At 69.1% G+C, this 18,476-nt stretch carries 16 protein-coding genes; 9 read left to right on the top strand and 7 right to left on the bottom strand.

Annotated features, from left to right (window positions below):
- The first annotated feature begins 19 nt into the window (after nucleotides 1-19).
- The 3 genes from ACIA8L_RS50605 to ACIA8L_RS50595 are packed head-to-tail and all read left to right on the top strand — an operon-like array spanning nucleotide 20 to nucleotide 5,108.
- Entirely contained in the window at nucleotides 20-499 is a 480-nt protein-coding gene (locus ACIA8L_RS50605) for a hypothetical protein (RefSeq protein ID WP_395916573.1), read from the top strand.
- Nucleotides 496-2,889: an esterase/lipase family protein gene (locus ACIA8L_RS50600; protein ID WP_395916571.1), complete on the top strand. Its 2,394-nt coding sequence runs from the start codon at nucleotides 496-498 to the stop codon at nucleotides 2,887-2,889. The genes ACIA8L_RS50605 and ACIA8L_RS50600 overlap by 4 nt, the downstream gene beginning before the upstream one ends.
- 35 nt (nucleotides 2,890-2,924) lie before the next feature.
- Entirely contained in the window at nucleotides 2,925-5,108 is a 2,184-nt protein-coding gene (locus ACIA8L_RS50595) for a hypothetical protein (RefSeq protein WP_395916569.1), read from the top strand.
- On the opposite strand, the gene ACIA8L_RS50590 is transcribed toward ACIA8L_RS50595, so the two are convergent.
- A complete protein-coding gene (locus ACIA8L_RS50590) occupies nucleotides 5,105-6,172 on the bottom strand; it encodes an alkene reductase (protein WP_395916567.1) in 1,068 nt (355 codons plus the stop codon). The genes ACIA8L_RS50595 and ACIA8L_RS50590 overlap by 4 nt on opposite strands.
- Nucleotides 6,173-6,707: 535 nt before the next feature.
- Here ACIA8L_RS50590 and ACIA8L_RS50585 point away from each other — a divergent pair.
- The 6 genes from ACIA8L_RS50585 (at nucleotide 6,708) to ACIA8L_RS50560 (ending at nucleotide 11,213) form a co-directional block, all read left to right on the top strand.
- Entirely contained in the window at nucleotides 6,708-6,932 is a 225-nt protein-coding gene (locus ACIA8L_RS50585) for a hypothetical protein (protein ID WP_395916565.1), read from the top strand.
- A 43-nt stretch (nucleotides 6,933-6,975) separates the two neighbouring features.
- A complete protein-coding gene (locus tag ACIA8L_RS50580; protein WP_395916563.1) occupies nucleotides 6,976-7,428 on the top strand; it encodes a DUF6879 family protein in 453 nt (150 codons plus the stop codon).
- Between the two features lie 22 nt (nucleotides 7,429-7,450).
- Complete coding sequence (locus ACIA8L_RS50575) at nucleotides 7,451-8,308, top strand: helix-turn-helix domain-containing protein (protein ID WP_395916561.1); 858 nt, start codon at nucleotides 7,451-7,453, stop codon at nucleotides 8,306-8,308.
- 419 nt (nucleotides 8,309-8,727) lie between these two features.
- Nucleotides 8,728-8,997, top strand: coding sequence for a hypothetical protein (locus ACIA8L_RS50570; RefSeq protein WP_395916559.1), 270 nt, complete (start codon nucleotides 8,728-8,730; stop codon nucleotides 8,995-8,997).
- A gap of 17 nt (nucleotides 8,998-9,014) precedes the next feature.
- A complete protein-coding gene (locus ACIA8L_RS50565; RefSeq protein ID WP_395916557.1) occupies nucleotides 9,015-10,223 on the top strand; it encodes a radical SAM protein in 1,209 nt (402 codons plus the stop codon).
- 189 nt (nucleotides 10,224-10,412) lie between these two features.
- Entirely contained in the window at nucleotides 10,413-11,213 is an 801-nt protein-coding gene (locus tag ACIA8L_RS50560; RefSeq protein WP_395916556.1) for a hypothetical protein, read from the top strand.
- A 201-nt stretch (nucleotides 11,214-11,414) separates the two neighbouring features.
- Here ACIA8L_RS50560 and ACIA8L_RS50555 read toward each other — a convergent pair whose 3' ends face one another.
- The 6 genes from ACIA8L_RS50555 to ACIA8L_RS50530 form a co-directional block, all read right to left on the bottom strand.
- On the bottom strand, nucleotides 11,415-12,053 hold the full coding sequence (locus ACIA8L_RS50555) for a hypothetical protein (RefSeq protein ID WP_395916554.1): 639 nt from the start codon (nucleotides 12,051-12,053) through the stop codon (nucleotides 11,415-11,417).
- Complete coding sequence (locus ACIA8L_RS50550; RefSeq protein WP_395916552.1) at nucleotides 12,034-12,822, bottom strand: ISL3 family transposase; 789 nt, start codon at nucleotides 12,820-12,822, stop codon at nucleotides 12,034-12,036. The genes ACIA8L_RS50555 and ACIA8L_RS50550 overlap by 20 nt, the downstream gene beginning before the upstream one ends.
- 95 nt (nucleotides 12,823-12,917) lie before the next feature.
- A complete protein-coding gene (locus ACIA8L_RS50545) occupies nucleotides 12,918-13,172 on the bottom strand; it encodes a hypothetical protein (RefSeq protein ID WP_395916550.1) in 255 nt (84 codons plus the stop codon).
- A 147-nt stretch (nucleotides 13,173-13,319) separates the two neighbouring features.
- Nucleotides 13,320-16,562: a GH32 C-terminal domain-containing protein gene (locus tag ACIA8L_RS50540; protein WP_395916548.1), complete on the bottom strand. Its 3,243-nt coding sequence runs from the start codon at nucleotides 16,560-16,562 to the stop codon at nucleotides 13,320-13,322.
- Nucleotides 16,563-16,772: 210 nt separating this feature from the next.
- Nucleotides 16,773-17,984 (bottom strand): right-handed parallel beta-helix repeat-containing protein, encoded by a 1,212-nt coding sequence (locus tag ACIA8L_RS50535; protein ID WP_395916546.1) that lies wholly within the window; start codon nucleotides 17,982-17,984, stop codon nucleotides 16,773-16,775.
- Between the two features lie 48 nt (nucleotides 17,985-18,032).
- Nucleotides 18,033-18,407 (bottom strand): hypothetical protein, encoded by a 375-nt coding sequence (locus tag ACIA8L_RS50530; protein ID WP_395916544.1) that lies wholly within the window; start codon nucleotides 18,405-18,407, stop codon nucleotides 18,033-18,035.
- Nucleotides 18,408-18,476 lie beyond the last annotated feature (69 nt).

Below are 18,476 nucleotides of genomic sequence, written 5' to 3'. Positions count from 1 at the left end.
TGCGAACGGAGGTCACCAGGTGCGACGCCTCTCCCGGCGGATGATCGCCGTCCTCGCCGCAGCCGTCGTGGTGATCGTCGCCGCCGGTATGGCGATCATGCTGCTGCATCCGTGGCGCACCGACGGAGGCGGTGGCGGGGCGGCGGCCGGGCCGCCGGAGATCGTCGTCGTGCGCACCTCGGCCGACCCCGGCGAGCAGCAACGCCTCGACGACGTCACGAGACTCCTGACCGGGCTCCCCGGACGGTTCGCTGCCGGTGACGCCGAGGTGCTGGCCGGCGGGGTGCGCGAGGAGTTTCCGGACGTACGCGGCGCACTGCCCGCCGGCACCGTGCTCATCGTCGACCCGGCGACGTGGCGGCGCACCGGCGCGGTTGCCTCCGTTGCCGTGAGCGCCCAGCCGCCGGGCACCGCGGCCAGCCGGTTCATCGTCGTCGTGGTGTTCGAGGACGGCGCCTGGCGGGTGCTGTCCACCACACCGATCAAGGCGGCGGCGTGAGCCGGGCCGCGCGGGCCGCGCTCGCGCTGCTGATGGCCGCCGCCGCGGGAGTCGTCGCCGCCGGGCCGGCCCGGGCCGACGCGACCACCCCGCCGGCAGACTGTGGCAAACGGGTGCACCTGGCGGCACCGGAGAAGGGCCGGGACGGTTCGGTACCGCAGCCGCGCCCCCACGCCGATGGCCACTACACGCCGATCCTGCTGGTCCACGGCTGGCGCGGCAATCCCGACATGTGGTCCCAGCCGACGAACATGTCCACGCTGAAGCTCGAGCCGTCGGTCAATCACAGCCTGCTGGGCAACCTGCAGAAGTTCGCCGGCGCGGCCGTCTACACCCTCGACTACAGCGACGTCGCGCAGAAGTGGTTCCGGGAGCCCGGTGCCGGCGGCGACCAGTTCGTCGCGGCCGAGCAGTGCCTCACCGGCAACGCCGCTTTCAAGGGCCACAAGCTGATGGTCGTGGCCCACTCGATGGGCGGCCTCATCACCCGCTGGGCGCTCAGCGACGCCGCGCCCGACGGTGCGGCCCGGCGCGGCCGGGTCGGGCTCATCATGACGCTGGGCACGCCGTACGAGGGCTCGATCATCGCCGGTCTCGGCACCGTGCTGTTCGACACCGCGGTCCAGGTCGGCGCGAAGGTCGACAAGCGGATCGCCACCATCGTCGCGATCATGCACGTGCTCATCACACTGTGCCGCGACGTCAACGGCTTCGGGCCGTGCGACGTCCTCAACTACGTCATCGACGCCTATGCCGCGGCCAAGGCGCTGTCGTACGGCAGCCCGGAAATGCGCGCTCTGTCAGCATGGCCGAAGGGCACCGACGTCGAGACGCTGGCCAGCCGGACGATCATCGAGCAACACTCGCTGTTCTTCCTCAAGGGCCCGGACGCCGACGTCGGCGACGCCGTCGTCGACACCTTCTCGGCGACGTCCGGCGACCACCCGGAGCGAGTCTCCGAGTGCCGCCTCACCGACTCCCCCGTCGCCGCACTGTGGGACTCGCTAATGGTCGACGCCGGGCAGAAGAGCGACCTCGACGCCCGCACCTACTGGCCCCTGGCCGTGCTCGGTGCCTGCTTCCACACCAACGAGGCCCGCCTCATCCAGCACGTCAACGAGATCCTCGGCGTCGTCGGCGACGAACTGGCCAAGAGCGAGCCCAGCTACGCGTACCTCACCGGCGACACGCTCGCCGTGGTCCGCAACGACCGCGTCGCCTACCAGGTGCCCGGCGCCTTCCGCGGCGATCCGGGCTGGACCGATAACGGCCGCTACGCCTATGCCGTCACCACCGGCGGTCAGCTGGCCTTCCTCGACACCGCGACCGGCGAGCAGGGCACCGTCCGCTGCAAATGCGAGGAGGCCGTGCCCGTCGACAGTTCCCGCGTCGCCTGGGTCGACAGCGCCGGCAAGGTCACCGTGCAGGACCTGCGTGACCGCACCGTCGCCGCCCCGATCGCTGTCGCCCTACCGGCTGGCCGGCGCCCCCGCCACGTCCTGGCCGGCGGTCACGGTGGCTACGCGCTGCTCGCCGGCGACGACCTGTACTGGGTCGACGCGGCCGGGAAGGCCCGGCTCGTGCACTCGTTCCCCGCCGTCGAGGAGGTGTTCGCCGCCGCGACCGACGGCGGAAAGCTCGTCTACGAGGTCGTCGAGGCCATGGGTGACTGCGCCCATCCGAGCCCAGTGTTCTTCACCGACCTCGCGACCATGACCACTACCGCGACGAAGACCGGCGCGCTGCAGCCCGGCCCCGGCGACGACGCCGACGTCGGCCTGCGCGACGCGTGGTGGGGCCGCGACGGCAGGCTCTACGCGACCCTGTCGAGCTGGGTCTGCGACCCCTACGGCGGGATCCCGATCATGCCGGCCAGCCTGTGGCGGCTCGACGGCGACACGTGGGTCAGCGTCGACGGCGGCCCACTGCAATCGGTGCGGCAGGTCACCGGCACGCTCAAGGCCGTCGTGGTCGAGAACGGGACGCTGTACAGCGAATTGAACGGCAAGGGCACGCAGATCGCCAACGACGTTCGCGGCATCGCCATGCCTGCCGGCATCACCGACCCGACCGCCGTCCCGACCGGCAAATCCCGCGGCCAGGCGACCGGGCCGTGCCTGAACGCCGCCGACTTCAAGAAGGTCGCCGACAAGGAAGGCCCGACCATCTTCGAGGGCGCACCGGTGCACTTCGCCGTCTCCGGGGACGTGACGTGCCAGAGCGGCTACGCCTACGCCCAGGTGACGGGATACTCGATCGACTGGATCATCCTGCGGTATGGGGACGGCAACTGGCACTGGGCGGCGGACCCCTACTGGCAGCAGTACGGCGATCGAGCCGCCGTCTGCTCGGCCGTGCCGCAGAAGATTCGCACGGCGATGCGCTGCTGACCAATGTCCTGCCGAACGAGCGCTAGGGTCGCAAGATGGCCGGTCGGTCGCTCATCGACGCCGTGCGGGCGCGGGTCGAGGCATACACGAGGCATGGCGACGCGGGCGCCGTGCTCGCCGACGAGGCCGTGGACGACGCGGGCGCGCTGCTGTCGACGGTCGCCGACGATCCGGGCGGACCACCGGCCGAGGTGCTGGAGGCGGTGGGACGGCTTTTCTGGTGCCGGTATCAGGCCCAGCCGTCCGGCGAGAGTTACGACGACCTCCGTCTCGCGCTGGAAATCTTCACGGAGCTGGCCGAGTCCGACCCGGAGCTGATTCCCGGCGAGCTCAGAGCATCGATGGACGATGTGGGCAGCGATGCCGAGCCGGTCGAGCCGGACAGCTATGAGGATCTCGCTGAAGAAGCCGACCGGATGTTGAGCTATGCGCGATCGACCGGCGATGACGGCGCGTTCGACCGGGCGATCGAACTGCTGAGACGGATCGTGCAAGACGGCGATCCGACCGGGGGTTCGCACCTGACGAACCTGGCGATGGCCCTGCGGGTGCGGTTCACCCTGACTGCCGACGTGGCCGACCTCGATGCGGCGGTGCGGTACGCACGGGCGGCGCTCGACGCCACCCCGCGCGCTCATCCCCGACGGGCCGATCGCCAGATGAACCTCGCGATCGCGCTGCAGATCCGCTTCGAGCAGGGCGGCGAACCCTCGCGGCTCGAGGAGGCGATCGGCCTGATGCGCGAAGTGGTCGCGGCGACGGCCTTGGACCACCCGGACCGCTGTGCCTACTTGAGCGACCTGAGCGGAGCGTTGCATACGCGGTACCAGCGCACCGGCGACGTCGGCGATCTGGAGCGGGCCGTCGACCTCGGCCGCGAGGCGCTGTCGACCATGCCCGGCGACCACCCCGAACGTGGGGTGCTGCTCGGGACGTTCGGCCTCGTGCTCGACGCACAATTCCAGGTCGCCGGGCGGCCAGGGGATCTCTCGGACGCCATCGCCGCGTACGCGGAGGCACTCGAGCTGACGCCGCCGAGCGATCCCTCGTACCCGCTCGCGCTGTCCAACCTGGCCGGCGCCGTGCAGGCGCAGTTCCGGCACACGGGCGGCCTCGAGCACCTCGACCGCACCATCCAGCTGATACGCCGCGTTGTTGCGGCCGGCTCGGGCCACCCGCTGCACTGCGGCTTCCTGTCCAATCTGGCAGTCGCGCTCGACGCTCGTTACGCCCGCACACAGGAGCTCGCCGACCTGGACGAGGCGGTGCGAGCGGTCCGGTCGGCGGTCGCCGTCGTCCCCGGGCCGGACCACCCGGACCTGCCGCAGTATCTGTCGAACCTCGCCGCGGTGCTCCTGCACCGCTTCGAACAGACCCGGGACGTTGCCGACCTCGACACCGCGATCGACGCGGGACGACGCGCGGTCGCCGCCGGCACCAACGGTGACCTGGCGCAGGCAGTTCGCCTGAACAACCTCGGCATCGTGCTACAGACCCGGTTCGACCACGCCCACGATCCCGACGACCTTGACGAGGCGGTGCACGTCGCCCGCGCCGGCGTCGAAGCCACGCCCGCCACGTACCCGCAGCGCGTCATGCACGTGTCCAACCTCGGCAAGGCGCTGCAGATGGTCGCGAGTCACACCGGCGACCGTGCAGCCCTCGACGAGGCCATCGCGACACTGACCGAAGCCGTCGGCGACGCGCGGTCCGGCGATCCGCTGCGGGCGGCCGCCCTGGCCAATCTCGGCCATTGTCTGTGCGATCGCTTCCGGCTCACCGGCGCGGCCATCGACCTCGACCGGGGTCTGGCCGCGCTGCAGTCAGCAGCCGAGGTGACAGCCGCGCCGAGCCGGCTACGGCTGATCGCGGCCGTCGGCTGGGCCTCGACCGCGGCTGAGTACGGTACGTGGGCATCGGCCGTCGGCGGCTATCGGGCCGCGATCGACATCCTGCCCGTCCTGGCCTGGCGAGGGTCCGGCCGAGCCAGCCGCGAGTGGATTCTGGCCAAGGTGCCCGATGTCGCCCGCGACGCGGCCGCGGCCGCGGTCCGCACCGAAGGCGGAACGAGCGCTGTGGTGCAGCTCGAACATGGTCGCGCCGTCCTCTGGTCCCAACTGCTGGATCTCCGCACGGACCTGACCACGCTCCAGCGACTCGATCCGGGCCTCGCCGGTCGGCTCCGTACCTGCGCCGCCGGCCTGGCGAGTACGTCTTAATACTGGTGGCTGCTGTAGGTGATGTAGCCGTCGTCGCCGCCCGCGTAGAACAGCTCCGGATCGGCTTCCCGTAGTGGCAGGCCGGTGCGGAAAAGCTCGACGAGGTCGGGGTTGGCGAGGTAGGCCCGGCCGTAGGAGATGAGGTCGGCGCCGCGCGTGAGCCAGGTCTGGCCGGCGGCCTGGTCCGCCGGCCGGCCGACGATGCCCGCCGACGGGTTGACGACGTAGGTGCCCGGCCACTCCTTGCGCAGCACGTCGAAGAGTTCGCGGTCGCCGTTCATCAGGGTGTGCACGTATGCCAGGCCCAGCGGTGCGAGCGCCCGGTAGAGCTCGGTGTAGAGGCCGAACGGATCGTCCTCGACGATGTCCCAGATCGTGCCGCCCGGAAAGAGCCGCAGTCCCACCCGCTCGGCGCCGATCGCGGTGGCGGTGGCTTCGACCGCCTCCACGGCGAAGCGGATGCGTCCGGTGAGCGAGCCGCCGTACTCGTCCGTACGCTGGTTGACGTTGGAGGACAGGAACTGCTGGATGAGATAGCCGTTGGCGCCGTGCAGCTCCACGCCGTCGAACCCGGCGTCGATGGCGCGGCGGGCGGCCTGCGCGTAGACCGCCGCCTCGCCCTGCACCTCACGCCGGCTCAAGGCTCGCGGCACCGGCGCGGGGCGGGGCCCGGCCGGTGTGAAGACGTCGGCCGGTAGGCGCACGGCCGATGGAGCGACGGGCACGAAGCCGGTGGTGTCGGGATGCCCGACCCGGCCGCCGTGCATGATCTGCGCGAAGATCCGCCCACCGTTCGCGTGCACCGCCGCGGTGACCGGCCGCCAGGCCTCGACGGCCGCGTCGCTGTGCAGGCCCGGGGTGTGCGGGTTGGACTGGCCCGGCCGGCTCGGCTGGGCGCCCTCGGACACGATGAGGCCGGCCGTGGCGCGCTGCGCGTAGTACGTTGCGGTGCTCGGCCCGGCCAGGCCGTCGCGCGTGGCCCTGACCCGGGTCATCGGCGCCATGACGACACGGTTGGGCAGGCGCAGCGGGCCGAGATCATAGGGTTGCAGAAGCGAAACCACGGGGTCCTCCGGTACAGCGACACTGTGACGCTGTGAACCGTAAAACCTCACGTTGACGTCAGGGGCAAGTGCGCGGCGGCGGAGCGCCTGACTCCGGGCGCGCCGCCACCGCCGGCGAGTGCTGGCACCTGCGGACTCTTAATCTGCGGGGTTGTAGGTTCAAGTCCTACGCGGCGTACAACGCGAGATAGGCCATGGCCTGGGCAAGAGCCTGGCGGTCTGAGTTGATCTACGAGGCACGCCGCCGTGGCGAGAACCACCCACCTACGGCTGGAAGTCGACGGCTCGCATCGAACAGCGAGCCCTTCGCTTTTATAACCGCTCGAGTCGCGTCCGTCCGGGCTGAACGCGGCATCCGTGGACCCGTCAGTGATCCGCTCGAACTCACCTCTCCTTGGACGAGGCGATGAGGCGATGAGGCAGCCTGGGCCAGCTCACTCAAAGATAGCTACCCGGGCACGCCTTGTGATATCGACGGCTCAGGACGAGACTCGACCAAGCATGTTCGAGCACATATTGCGCGAAGGAGCGTCCGGTGGCACTACAGTTCCTCGGCAAAAACCCTGACAGCCCGGACGGCGACTCGCCGACCATCTATCTGGACCGGACCACCGACTCGTACATCGTCCAGGGATGGAAGGTCACCGACCCGGAGCGGCTGGCCCAGCTCAGCCTCCCCGAGCACGAGACCGTCATCGAGCTGCCGCGACGCATGGTGCAGTTCTTCCTGGAGGTGAACGGTGGCGGCGCCAACCATTGATCAACTGCTCCGCGGCTGCTCGAGCTCCGCTGTGCACCTCGAAATGCGCGACGGGTACGACCGCACCGACCCGAACTTCATCGCCTGGCAATACGGCCACCGCGACGACCCAGCCGACCGGACCTCGTGGTGGCGGCCCTGGCTCGACCTGATCACGGAAGTTGTCGCCCGCGGCGTTGCGATTCGCCGCGCCCGGATCGTCTCCGAACCCATCAGTGAGTACATCCGCTTCGAGTACGACGGCACTTTCACCAACGTTGCCGCCGGCGAGCAGATCCGCTGGCTGCCACGCCGCGAGGCCACCGACCTGGCCCTGCCCGGCAACGACTTCTGGCTCTTCGACGGCACCATCCTGCGCATCGGCCACTTCAACGGCGACGGCCGCTCAACCGGCCACGAGATCGTCACCGACCCGGACGTGATCAAGCTGTGCAGCCAGGCGTTCGAGGCGGTGTGGGAGCGCGCGGTCCCGCACGAGCAGTACCAGCCCGCGTAGCACCGACCAGCAGACCCGCGCTGTGGCATCGCCGTCATCGAGCGCCCGTGAGGCCCTCAAGGCGCTCGGACGTCGCCTCCGCGAGATCCGAACCGATGCGAGTCTGACGGGGCGGCGCCTCAGCGGCGTCGTCGGCTGGCACGAGTCGAAGGTCAGTAAGATCGAGCACGGCCGGACCACACCGACCCCCGACGACATCCGGGCCTGGTGCCAGGCGTGCGGAGTACCCGACGAGGCAACCGCCCTCATCGCCCAGCTCCGCGACGTCGAGGGCATGTTCGTCGAGTGGCGGCGGATGGAACGCGCCGGCCTGCGCCCCGCCCAGGAGCGGGTCGTACCGCTCTGGGAACGCACCCGATCGTTCCGGATCTACAACCCGCGCCTCATCCCCGGGCCGATCCAGACCCGCGCCTACATCGCCGCCCTGCTGGCCGGCCTTGCGGTCCGCCGGAACATCCCCGGCGACATCGACGACGCGGTGCAGGTCCGGGTCGACAAACAGCAGGTCGTCCACCAGGGCGGCCGGTTCGCGATCATCCTCGAAGAGAGCGTGCTGCGCTTCCCGATCGGCGGCCCCGTCACCATGGCCGGCCAGCTCGGATACCTCCTGACCGCGACATCGCTGCCCGCGGTGTCGCTCGGCATCATCCCGCTCGACGCGGACCGGTCCACGATGTGGCCGGTCGAAGGCTTCTGGATGTTCGACGACTCCACCGTCACCGCGGAGCTGGTCTCGGGCCACCTCACGATCACGCAGCCGCACGAGATCGCCATGTACGCCGACGTGTTCCGCCGGCTGGCCGACCTCGCCGTCTACGGCGCCGACGCACGCACATTGATCACCCGGGCGATCGCGGTCCTGGACGATGCCAGCGAATGAGTTGGAGCAAGTTCGAGCACACTCGTTGAGACCGCTCGCTCCGTAGCCCTAGCGTCACTGGCGAGGTTCGATGGCGGACGGCGATCCACATAGGGCCCAACAGCGCGGCGGATGAAGGCCGGCGGCAGCACAGTCGCCCCGGCTGAACACTCCGCCACGGGACCACATCCGCCGCGCACCCGAAGACCGAGGGCGGCTGATGCTGCACAGGCTGTTGTCGGCCGCCCTCCTCCGCATCCAAGGGGACGGATGGACATCGCAACGTTGCTCCGAGAGGGCCAGCAACATCGCAAACAACCAGGCAGCGGGGCGGGCGATGTGTGCGGGCGTCCGCGCCCCTGCAACGAATGGCGGCTCGCGCGAGCAACAGCCCTCGTGCTCATCCACGCCGGGCTCCGTGACGGTCGAGCGAGAGAACCGTGGTGACCGGCGGGCCGGGCGGCAACACGGTCCGGCCGACACTCACGGTCGGCGAGCTGCTGTCCCTGGCCCAAGACGACTACCTGTACGGCTTCGGTGCCGTCCGCTTCCGCGTGACCGAGGTGCCAGAGCGGCAGAACCTTCCGGGGTTTCTTGAGGCGACCGGCTTCGAGCTCTCCACGGCCGGCAGTCGAAAGCCAGGCGAGCGGACGCTCTTCGTCCGGGAGGACGCGCTCGACAAGATCCGTGCGCTGTCCAACGTCGACTGATCCGAGAGGTGACCATCGTGCACCAGCTCATCGCCGCCCCGTTCCTCGACGAGGGGCACCTGATCCTGCGGCCCGGCAGCGAGCAGGGCATGCGCATCCCGGCCGGGCACTACGACGAGCTCCGCCAGGCAGCGGAGGCCAACGGCGTGGTGCCGGACTGGCTGTGGTCGGCCGCCCGGGACGGCTGGAGCCTCGACCTTGCCGGACGACAGCTCAACGACGCCGTCTGCGTCCGCAACCCGGGCCAGTTCGGCTATGGGCGGGCGACGTGGGAGCTCAACCTCGGCTGCAACTACGACTGCGAGCACTGCTACCTGGGCCTGAAACGGTTCGAGGGCATGCACTGGGAGCAGCGGGTCGCCGTGCTCAACGTCCTTCGCGACGCCGGTGTGGTGTGGTTGCAGATGACCGGCGGGGAGCCCCTCATCGACCGGCTGTTCGTCGACAGCTACCACTACGCGTGGGACCTCGGGATGATGATCTCGATCTCGACGAACGCGTCGCGGCTCTGGCGGCCGGAAATCCTCAACCTGCTGCGGGAGCGGCCCGCGTACCACATCACGATCAGCGTCTACGGCGCGACCGCAGACACCTACGACGCGCTCGTGCGTCGCCGCGGCGCGTTCGCCACGTTCCACCGCGGGATCACCGCCGCCGCCGAGGCCGGGCTGCCGATGAACTTCAACCTCCTCGCCACCACCACGAACGACACCGAGGTCGACGGCATGCGCGCCCTCGCCGAAGACCTCGGCGTGCCGTACCACGTGTTCAGCAACATGGCCCCGACCATCCAAGGCGACGCCAACCCCCTCGCGGTCCAGTCGATCCCGCTCATCGCCGACCGGAAGCCGTTCACCGGCTGCAACGCCGGGCACACGTTCTTCCACGTCGACCCGCACGGCAAAGCGTCGCTGTGCAAAATCGGCCGGAAGCCGAACATCGACCTCCTCGCCGAAGGCGTGGATGGTCTGCGCCGACTCGGCGGCATCGCCGACCAGTTGCTCACCAGGCAGGGCGGATGCACCGGATGCACCGTCCAAGGCACGTGCGGCACCTGCATGCCGCTGGTGCAGCTGTACCGGCAGGCGAAGTCGCCGATGGAGCGCTACTGCCAGCACCGAGAAACTGGGGAGGTGATCATCAATGGCACCCGTAGCAGCACCGCGACGTCCGCGGACGGCGGTACCCGTCACGATCTCGCGACGTCCGCCGGAACCGCCTGCTGACGTGACGGAGATACAGTTCGTCAACGTCGAGCAGACCGTCCTGGCCAACAACAAGTGCGCCTGCAACGCCGGCGACGACCAGCCGTACTGACCCGCAACGCACGAACGAGGAGTGGTCTCGGCTCGTCTGCCGGGACCGCCCTCGTGTCCGGGTACCGTGGTCGGTCGGCACGCAGAACGGAGAGCAGGGTGCACACTCGCGTCAGCTGGGCCGAACTACCCGACCAGGTCCGGCGGCTGATCGAGCACGAGACCGGCCCGTTCGCCGCCGGCATGCACATGCCCTCCGGCAGCAACTGCCTCCTCGCCCTGGCCATGACCACCGAGGGCGGCGACCGGTACTTCCTCAAAGGCGTCCCCGACACCGCCCGGGCCGTCCGCACGCAGACCCTGGAGGCGCTCGTCAACCCGTACATCCGCGACCTGTCCGCGCCGCTAAAGTTCCACGTCGCCGCTGCGGGATGGGACGTCCTCGGGTTCCGGTACCTTGCCGAGCACCGGCACGCTGACCTCCGGCCCGGCTCGCCGGACCTGGACCTGATCGCGAATCTGCTCGGCCGGCTCGCGGCGGTGTCACCTCCCGAGGGCCTGGCGTTGCGGACGATGTCCGACCGGTACGCCAACTACGCCGGCGACCATGCGGACCTGCTCGACGGGGCGACGATCGCGCACACGGACATGCAGGCCCACAACATCCTGATCGGGTCGACGGCCCGGCTCGTCGACTGGGCCTGGCCAACCCTCGCTGCAGCGTGGGTCGACACGGCGTTCCTGGCCTTGCACATGATCCGGGCCGGGCACCACCCCAAGGACGCCGAGCGGTGGGCGGAGACGGTGCCGACCTACGCAACCGCCGCGGACGAGGCGGTATCCACGCTCGTGGCCGGGAACGTCGCGGTCTGGGACGAGATCGCCTCGGCAGACCCCAAGCCGTGGAAGCTCGACGTCTTCGACGCCGCGCGCCGCTGGGCGCACCACCGCGGCCTGTAGCCGCTGCGTGGAGTAGCCGCGCTTCGGCAAGTGCGCTCGCAGCCAGCTCGATCGCGTGCAGTCGACATCGCCGTGTTCCGATGTGGCTTGCGTTCAAGCGCAACCGGCCGTAGGGCGTCCGCGCCAGACATTGATCCGTGACTCGGCCGGGGTCACGGTACGTCGTTCCAGGTCACGCAACGCCTGTTCAGCAACGGGATCCTACCGTCGATGGGCTCGCCGTCTGCGATAACGACAACTGCGCGCTGATGGCAAACGTCTGGCCAACGTTGAAGATCGAACTCGCCTGCCGCAGCAACGGCGCACCCGCAGCCACGTGGCCATCCATGCGTCGAGGTCTTGGCCGCGGCGTTCGGTGAGCAGCCCGGCGAACTGCTCGACCCGTTCGGCGAGGACGGTGAGGTGCGCGCAGGCGGTGAGGAAGTCGTGTCTGTGGTCTCGGTGCTGGGCGGGCAGATCGGCGTGTTTGGTCATCAGCCAGGCGACCAGCCGGCGTGGTGACGGCGGCTTGCGTGCCGCGTCGGCGCGGCCCTGGTTGAGATAGCGGACCAGGAGGTTCGCGCTGCCGGTAAAGCCGAGCTCGCGGAGCTCGGCCAGCAGCCGGGTCGACGGCACGCCGGGGTCTTCGGCGCGGCGGCGGCGCAGATGATCTCGGAACGGGTCGACGAGGGTGTCGCGGTAGCGCGGCGGGCGTTGCAGGTGTTCGGCTGTGGCCGCGCGGGCGCAGCGTTTCACGGTGTTCAGCGCCCAGCCGAACCGCCAGGCGCACTCGAGGAGGCCGTGGCCTTGGCCGAGGAGGGCATGCACGGCCCGGTGCCGCTCAAGGGTGCGTTCGTCCAATGGCTGCGCAGGCCGGGCCGTCACGCCAGCAGCCACTGTGAGCGATCACCGTCTTCTCCACGGCCCTGACCAGGTTTGCCCACAGATGCCACCGGTCCCTGACCTGCACCGCGTGTGGTGCGCCAGTGCGGATCGCCTCGGCATACGCCGCAGACCCGTCACGGCAGACGACCCGCACCCCGGGATGCTCGCGCAGCCACGCGGCCAGGGTGTCCGCCTTGCGATCGGGCAGGACGTCGACCCGGCGGTGCGTGACCGCGTCGATCAGCAACGTCGCATACCCGCGGCCGCGACGCAGCGCGAAGTCATCAACGCTCAGCACCGCCGGAACCGGTCCCTCGGGCACCGGCAGACCGAGCAGGACCCGCAGCACGGTGCACCGCGAGATCCGCACGCCGAGGCGGTGCAACACCGCTGCGCCAGCCCGCCCCGCCACCAGGACCGCGAGGTCGCCGACCAGCGCGGTCAGCTGCCGGATCCGACGCCCCCACCGGGTCGTCAGGTCGGGCACCTGTTCCCGGAACGTCTGCTGCGAGCAGTCTGCGGTCAGGCACCGCAGCCGCCGGACCCGCACCTCGAGCACGACACCACGCCCTCCAACCGGTAGTGCAACAAGCCGCCGAAGGTGATACGCATGCACCCGCCCGGTCGGCGCACCACACGCCGGACACCCCACCGACGTCCGCTGCGTCCTCGCCGACACGCGCACAACCCGGCCCTCATCGACCACCTCATCGATGACCAGCGAAGACAGCTCCGGCAGCAGCACCCTGACCCAGGCAAGATCGCACCACCGTCAGTCTTCCGCCTGGCCATCGACCCCAATCGACCGGCACCACCGTTTCTGCGCCAGAGCCGTTATTTTTACAGTCCCCGCCAGGCCTCGACGGCCGCGTCGCTGTGCAGGCCCGGGGTGTGCGGGTTGGACTGGCCCGGCAGGCTCGGCTGGGCGCCCTCGGACACGATGAGTCCCGCCGTGGCGCGCTGGGCGTAGTACGTTGCGGTGCTCGGCCCGGCCAGGCCGTCGCGCGTGGCCCTGACCCGGGTCATCGGCGCCATGACGACACGGTTGGGCAGGCGCAGGGGGCCGAGATCATAGGGTTGCAGAAGCGAAACCACGGGGTCCTCCGGTACAGCGACACTGTGACGCTGTGAACCGTAAAACCTCACGTTGACGTCAGGGGCAAGTGTGCGGTGGCGGCGCGCTGACTCCGGGCGCGCCGCCACCGCCGGCGAGTACTGGTTCCTGTCGGCTCGGCGTTGCGGTCAGTTGTAGGCGGGGTTCATCGGCCAGACCTTCAGGTTCTTGACGGTCGCGTTGCCGTCCGTCCACACCTGCACGCCGAGGGAGTCGGTCCGCAGCGGGTAGACCCGGCTGGTGATGGCGCGGCGGTCGTTCGCGTACGCTTCGATCATCGACTTGTCCACGTAGATGTCGAGTTTGAGGTTCTGCCCGGCGAGGTTGAGCGGGCCGCCTTGGACGCCGAGGTTGGTGTACAGGCTGGATCGGTTGCCGGACTTGGTGCGGTCGATGGACAGGGTTTGCGTGCCGGCGTCGTAGTAGAGCGTCGTCTCTTCGGTGCCGTCGGGGCTACGGCGTAGTTTGATGCCGTAGCGTCCGCTGCCGGTCATCTCCAGGGTGATGTGCAGCATGTCGCCGCGGACGGCGGAGAGTTGCTGGTTCGCGGCTTGGATACTGCTGTCGGTGGTGATGGACACCTCCGGTGTCGTGGTTTTGTGCAGCGTGGTGAGTTCAGGCAGCGCTTTGACGGCGACGTCGCCGTCGGAGCCCTGTGACAGCACGATCGGCAGACCGGCGTTGTGGGCCCAGCCGGAGTCGTAGCGTGCCTGTTCGGTGCGCTTGTCCTGGGCGATGGAGAAGACGACGGAGCGTCCCTGCTGGTCGACGAAGCCACTGGGGCCGGTGAAGTGCTCGCCGTAGTCCCACAGGCGCGGGACGGTGGAGTCCGGTGTGAAGGTTCGGCTGGTTGGGTTCCAACTGCCGATCCAGTACCAGACGTACTTGACGTTGTAGTCGCTGCCGGACGTCCACATGGGATTGGTGAGCAGGACGTACTTGCCGTTGCCGAGGGGCAGGAAGACGGGCAGTTCCCACACCTGGCCGGTCTTGGGGTAGGCGGCTACGTCGCCGACCATGAGCGGGCCGGAGTAGGTCCAGTTGGTGGCGTCGGTCGAGGTGTAGAGCAGTGCGGTGCCGCCGACGTCGGCCCCGGCGGTGGTCTGGACGCCGGAGCCGACGAGCTGATACCAGGTGTTGCCCTCGCGCCAGACGAACGGATCGCGGAATTCACCGAAGCGGACTTTGCGGCCGGCTCCGACGTTGAGGCCGGCGGATTGCACGGTGACGGGGGCCGGGTCGATGGTCCAGTTGTTCAGGTCGGTATCGGTCTGCCAGTTCGGGTCGCGGGCGATGCCGGTGCGCTGGTTGGGTGATACGGAGTCGTCGCCGGCGGTGATGAACAGCAGCGGTTTGCCGGAGGCGTCGACGGCGGCGCTGCCGCTCCAGACGCCGTCGGGTGCGGCTGTGCCGGCGGTGGGTACGAGCGCTACGGGGGCGTCGCGCCAGTGCACCATGTCGGGGCTGATGCCGTGGCCCCAGCTGATGTTGTGCCAGTACGGTCCGTGCTGGTTGTGCTGGTAGAACAGGTGGTACTGGCCGTTGGCGTACATCGGGGCGTGTGGCTCGTTCATCCAGTGTTCGGGAGCCATGAAGTGGTACTGGGGGCGGTAGATGTCGCCGTCGTAGCGGCTGCGGCGCATCGCGAGGTCGGGGGTGGGCACGGTCGCGACGGACTGATATGCGGCGCTGACCTCGGCGGCGGTCAGTGCGCGGCTGCGCAGTTTCACCTCGTCGAGGAGCCCGGCGAACATGTTGACGGTGAAGGTGCCGTTGATGACGACGCCCTGGTTGTGCCGACCGATCTGGAGATTGCCGGTGTAGGGGGTGATCCCGCCGGCGGGTGTGGTCAGGGTGCCGGCGAGGACGCCGTTGAGGTACACCCGCATGGTCTGTGACGGCGCGTCGAAGGTCGCGACGATGTGCTGCCAGCGGTCGCGGACCAGCGGTTTGGCCGCGTCGGCCCACAGTGTCTGCCAGGTGCCGGCGATGCCGGCCTGGAACGACCAGGTGCCGTGCCGGCCGATGCCGAGGATGAAGCCCTGCCGGGCGCCTTCGTCGTGCTGGTCGATGATGGCGGAGAGCTTGTGGTCGTCGCCCCATTCGAACGCGCGGGGTGCGACCCATGCCTCGAGGGTCAGCGCCTGCGTCGGGGTGGCCAGGCCGGAGCGGGAGATCCAGGTGGAGTAGCCGTCCAGCAGCAGGGCGTTGGAGGCGACGCCGGGGCGGCGCATGGGCGGCGTTGACGGCTTGTAGACGGCGTTGTTGAACACGTAGTTGATCGGGTCGTCGCGGCCGGAGACGCTGTCACGGGCCACCGAGCTGGCGGTTTCGTCGAACGACCAGTGGGCCAGCAGGTCGCTCGGTACCGGACCGTCGAGCCGGACGTCGTCGAGGTTGAGGTGGCCCCAGCCGCCGGTCGCGCTATCCACCACCCGCAGATACAGCGCCTGCCCAAGGTACGCCGAGGCATCCCAGTTGACCCGCTGATACACCTCGTCGTTGCGGCCCGTCGACCGGAACAGCACCGCCCCGTCGGAGGCCCGGACGAGGGCGACGTACAGGTTGGTGGCGTCATTGCCACCGCCGAGCAGGAAACTCACCTGACCCGTACCGCTCAACTGGAACTGACTCGACGTCAGCGTGCCCACCGCGGCGTCACCACCGGAACGGAAACCCCACACGTGCGCGGCACCATGCTGGCCGAAGCAGCACCCCCACCCCCAACCCGTCTCCGTCGTCACAGCATTGTTGAACGCCGTCCCCGTCACGGCCCACCCGCTCAGATCTCCCGTCTCGAAGTCCGGGTTGGTCAAGCCGGCGACGGTCTGCGTGTCGTAGACGCGCACATCGTCGAGGTTGAGGTGGCCCCAGCCGCCGGTCGCGCTGTCCACCGCCCGCAGATACAGCGTCTGGCCGAGGTACGCCGAGGCGTCCCAGTTGACCCGCTGGTAGCTCTCGTCGTTGCGGCCGGTCGCCCGGAACAGCACCGCCCCATCGGAGGCCCGGACGAGGGCCACGTACAGGTTGGCGGCGTCATTGCCACCGCCGAGCAGGAAACTCACCTGACCCGTACCGCTGAGCTGGAACTGACTCGACGTCAGCGTGCCCACCGCAGCGTCACCACCCGAACGGAAACCCCAGACGTGCGCGGCACCGTGTTGACCGAAGCAGCACCCCCACCCCCAACCCGTCTCCGTCGTCACCGCATTGCTGAACGCCGTCCCCGTCACGCCCCACCCGCTCAGATCCCCCGTCTCGAAGTCCGGGTTGACGATGTCGGTCGGGACGGCGGCGTGGGCCGGTGACGGCGCCACGGCCGGTGCGAACAGCAGGAGGACCGTCAGGAGGCCGGCAGCGAACCGTCTCATCGGACCTACTCCTCTCCCAGAAGGAATGTGTCGGTCAGGTGAGCGTGACGTTGCCAAAACGTTTAATCAAGCCCTTCAACCCGCCCATTTCCTGCCAAAAAGTTTGGCTGTCGATCCGCTGTCGACGTCGGCCCCACAACGACGATCGCCGATCAACCGCGGCGCGGCTGATCGGCGATCACTGATGCGCGATGGCGTCCGGGTGGAGCGTCAGGGAGTCGGCCGGAGCACGTAGTTCGTGGTGTACGCCTGAATCTGGTCGGCGGTGCCGCTGTCGAGCACCTTCGTGTTCGTGGTGCTGCCGTCGAGCACGACGTGCTTCGTGGCCACGTTCGTCACGAAGTGGTTGTTGCTGATGAAGTTCCCGTCGCCGCCGGCCACCAGGATGATCGTGGGGGTGGCGCCGGAAGGCGTGATGGCCGCGGGCGGCACGTCGAAGGTGAAGATGTTGGTGGAGACCATGTTGTTGTCGCCGACCAGGTGGACCACGCCGTAGAGGTCGTCCTTGCCGTTGTTGAAGCCCTGCAGAGGCGGGAATCCTTCCGGTACCCGCCGGAAGTGGTTACTGGCGATGAGGTGCTCTTTGTTGACGCCCTCGAAGTCGATCATGCCGGGATAGAAGCCCTGGAACCGGTTGGCGGTGATCGAACACCTGGCGCTGGTCTTGAGGTGTACCACGCTGCGGCCGCGCGGGAAGATGTTGTTGCCCTGCACGAGCAGACCTTCGGCGTTCTCGGCGAAGATGGAGAACCCGACGAAGCCGGCGCCGATGTGGTTGTTGGTCACCTTGACGGCCTGTGAGGCGCCGGTGAGCTCGACGCAGCTGCCGCATTCGGCGATGAAGTTGTCGGTGACGTCGAAGGCGTCGGCGCCATTGTTGATGAGCGCGTGTTCGAGGTAGACGAAGCCCATGCCGGCGACCTTGAGCGAGTCGTTGTCCGACGCGATCCGGATGCCGACTTTGCCGTTCGTATAGGAGTTCTGGGTGGGCGTGAAGGCGAGTCCGTCGATACAGAAGTCGCGGAACTCGATGGAGCTGAGGCGGGGGGCGCCGCTCCGGCTGACGAGGAAGGCCTCGTGGTTGCCGTCGGTGTTCTCGACCTTGATGTGGCTGGCGCCGGGCCAGAGCTCGCGCCAGCCGGAGGTGTCGGCGGTGTTGTACCGGATGCTCAGCGAGGCGAAGCCGTGGCCGGAGCCCTTGATCTGCAGGTAGCTGATGTCGATGACGACGCGGGTCTTGAGCGAGTAGTCGCCGGGCGGGATGTAGATGACCGCCCCGGGCTTGGCGGCCTGGTTGGGCTGCTTGGCCTTGATGTCGGCGATGATGCTGTTGATCACCGCACCGATGTCGGAGTAGGCGGTCACGTTGGGGCGGCCCGGGATGGTCCAGGCGGTCACGTCGTACACAGTGGACACGGTCATCCACTGCCTCCTTTCCGGAGGAGTCGAGGGAGTGGGGTACAGGCCGCGCTACAGAACGCCGATGAGTCCGTGACCGGCGTGGGCCGACGGGCGGTGCGCGGCGCCGGGCAGCGCGGTGTTCGCCGAGCCCGACGACGTGGATCGTTCGTCTCGGGCGGGGCCGGTGAGGGGGCTGGCGAGAACCGGGATCGCCGCCAGCGCCTTGAGCACCTGGCGGCGATCGATCGGGTTGTTGGGCACGGGCATGGGCCACTCCTTGCCGAGGTAGCGGCGGGTGAGGTGCAGCGTGGAGATGCCGAAGGGTCCGATCGGCTTTGCGGCGGGCGGCAGCGCCTCATCCGCGATCTGGTGCGGCCAGTGGTGCCAAAAGGTTTTGTCATCACTGTGGCCGTGAGCGTATGACCACCGCGAGAAAACCGTCAAGCGTCGATCGTGTTACGCGCTACTCACATCGCGTGATCGGAACGCAACCCGCCAGCAGACCGCTTGACG

The organism is Dactylosporangium sp. NPDC051541 (genome assembly GCF_044454505.1).
GTDB lineage: Bacteria > Actinomycetota > Actinomycetes > Mycobacteriales > Micromonosporaceae > Dactylosporangium.
This window is presented reverse-complemented; position numbering and strand designations above follow the sequence as displayed.

What these genes read in the sequence shown, in the direction of transcription:
- ACIA8L_RS50595 (WP_395916569.1), top strand. Translation starts at nt 2,925, where the DNA reads ATGGCCGGTCGGTCGCTCATCGACGCCGTGCGGGCGCGGGTCGAGGCA.
- ACIA8L_RS50580 (WP_395916563.1), top strand. Translation starts at nt 6,976, where the DNA reads ATGCGCGACGGGTACGACCGCACCGACCCGAACTTCATCGCCTGGCAA.
- ACIA8L_RS50540 (WP_395916548.1), bottom strand. Translation starts at nt 16,562, where the DNA reads ATGAGACGGTTCGCTGCCGGCCTCCTGACGGTCCTCCTGCTGTTCGCA.
- ACIA8L_RS50535 (WP_395916546.1), bottom strand. Translation starts at nt 17,984, where the DNA reads ATGACCGTGTCCACTGTGTACGACGTGACCGCCTGGACCATCCCGGGC.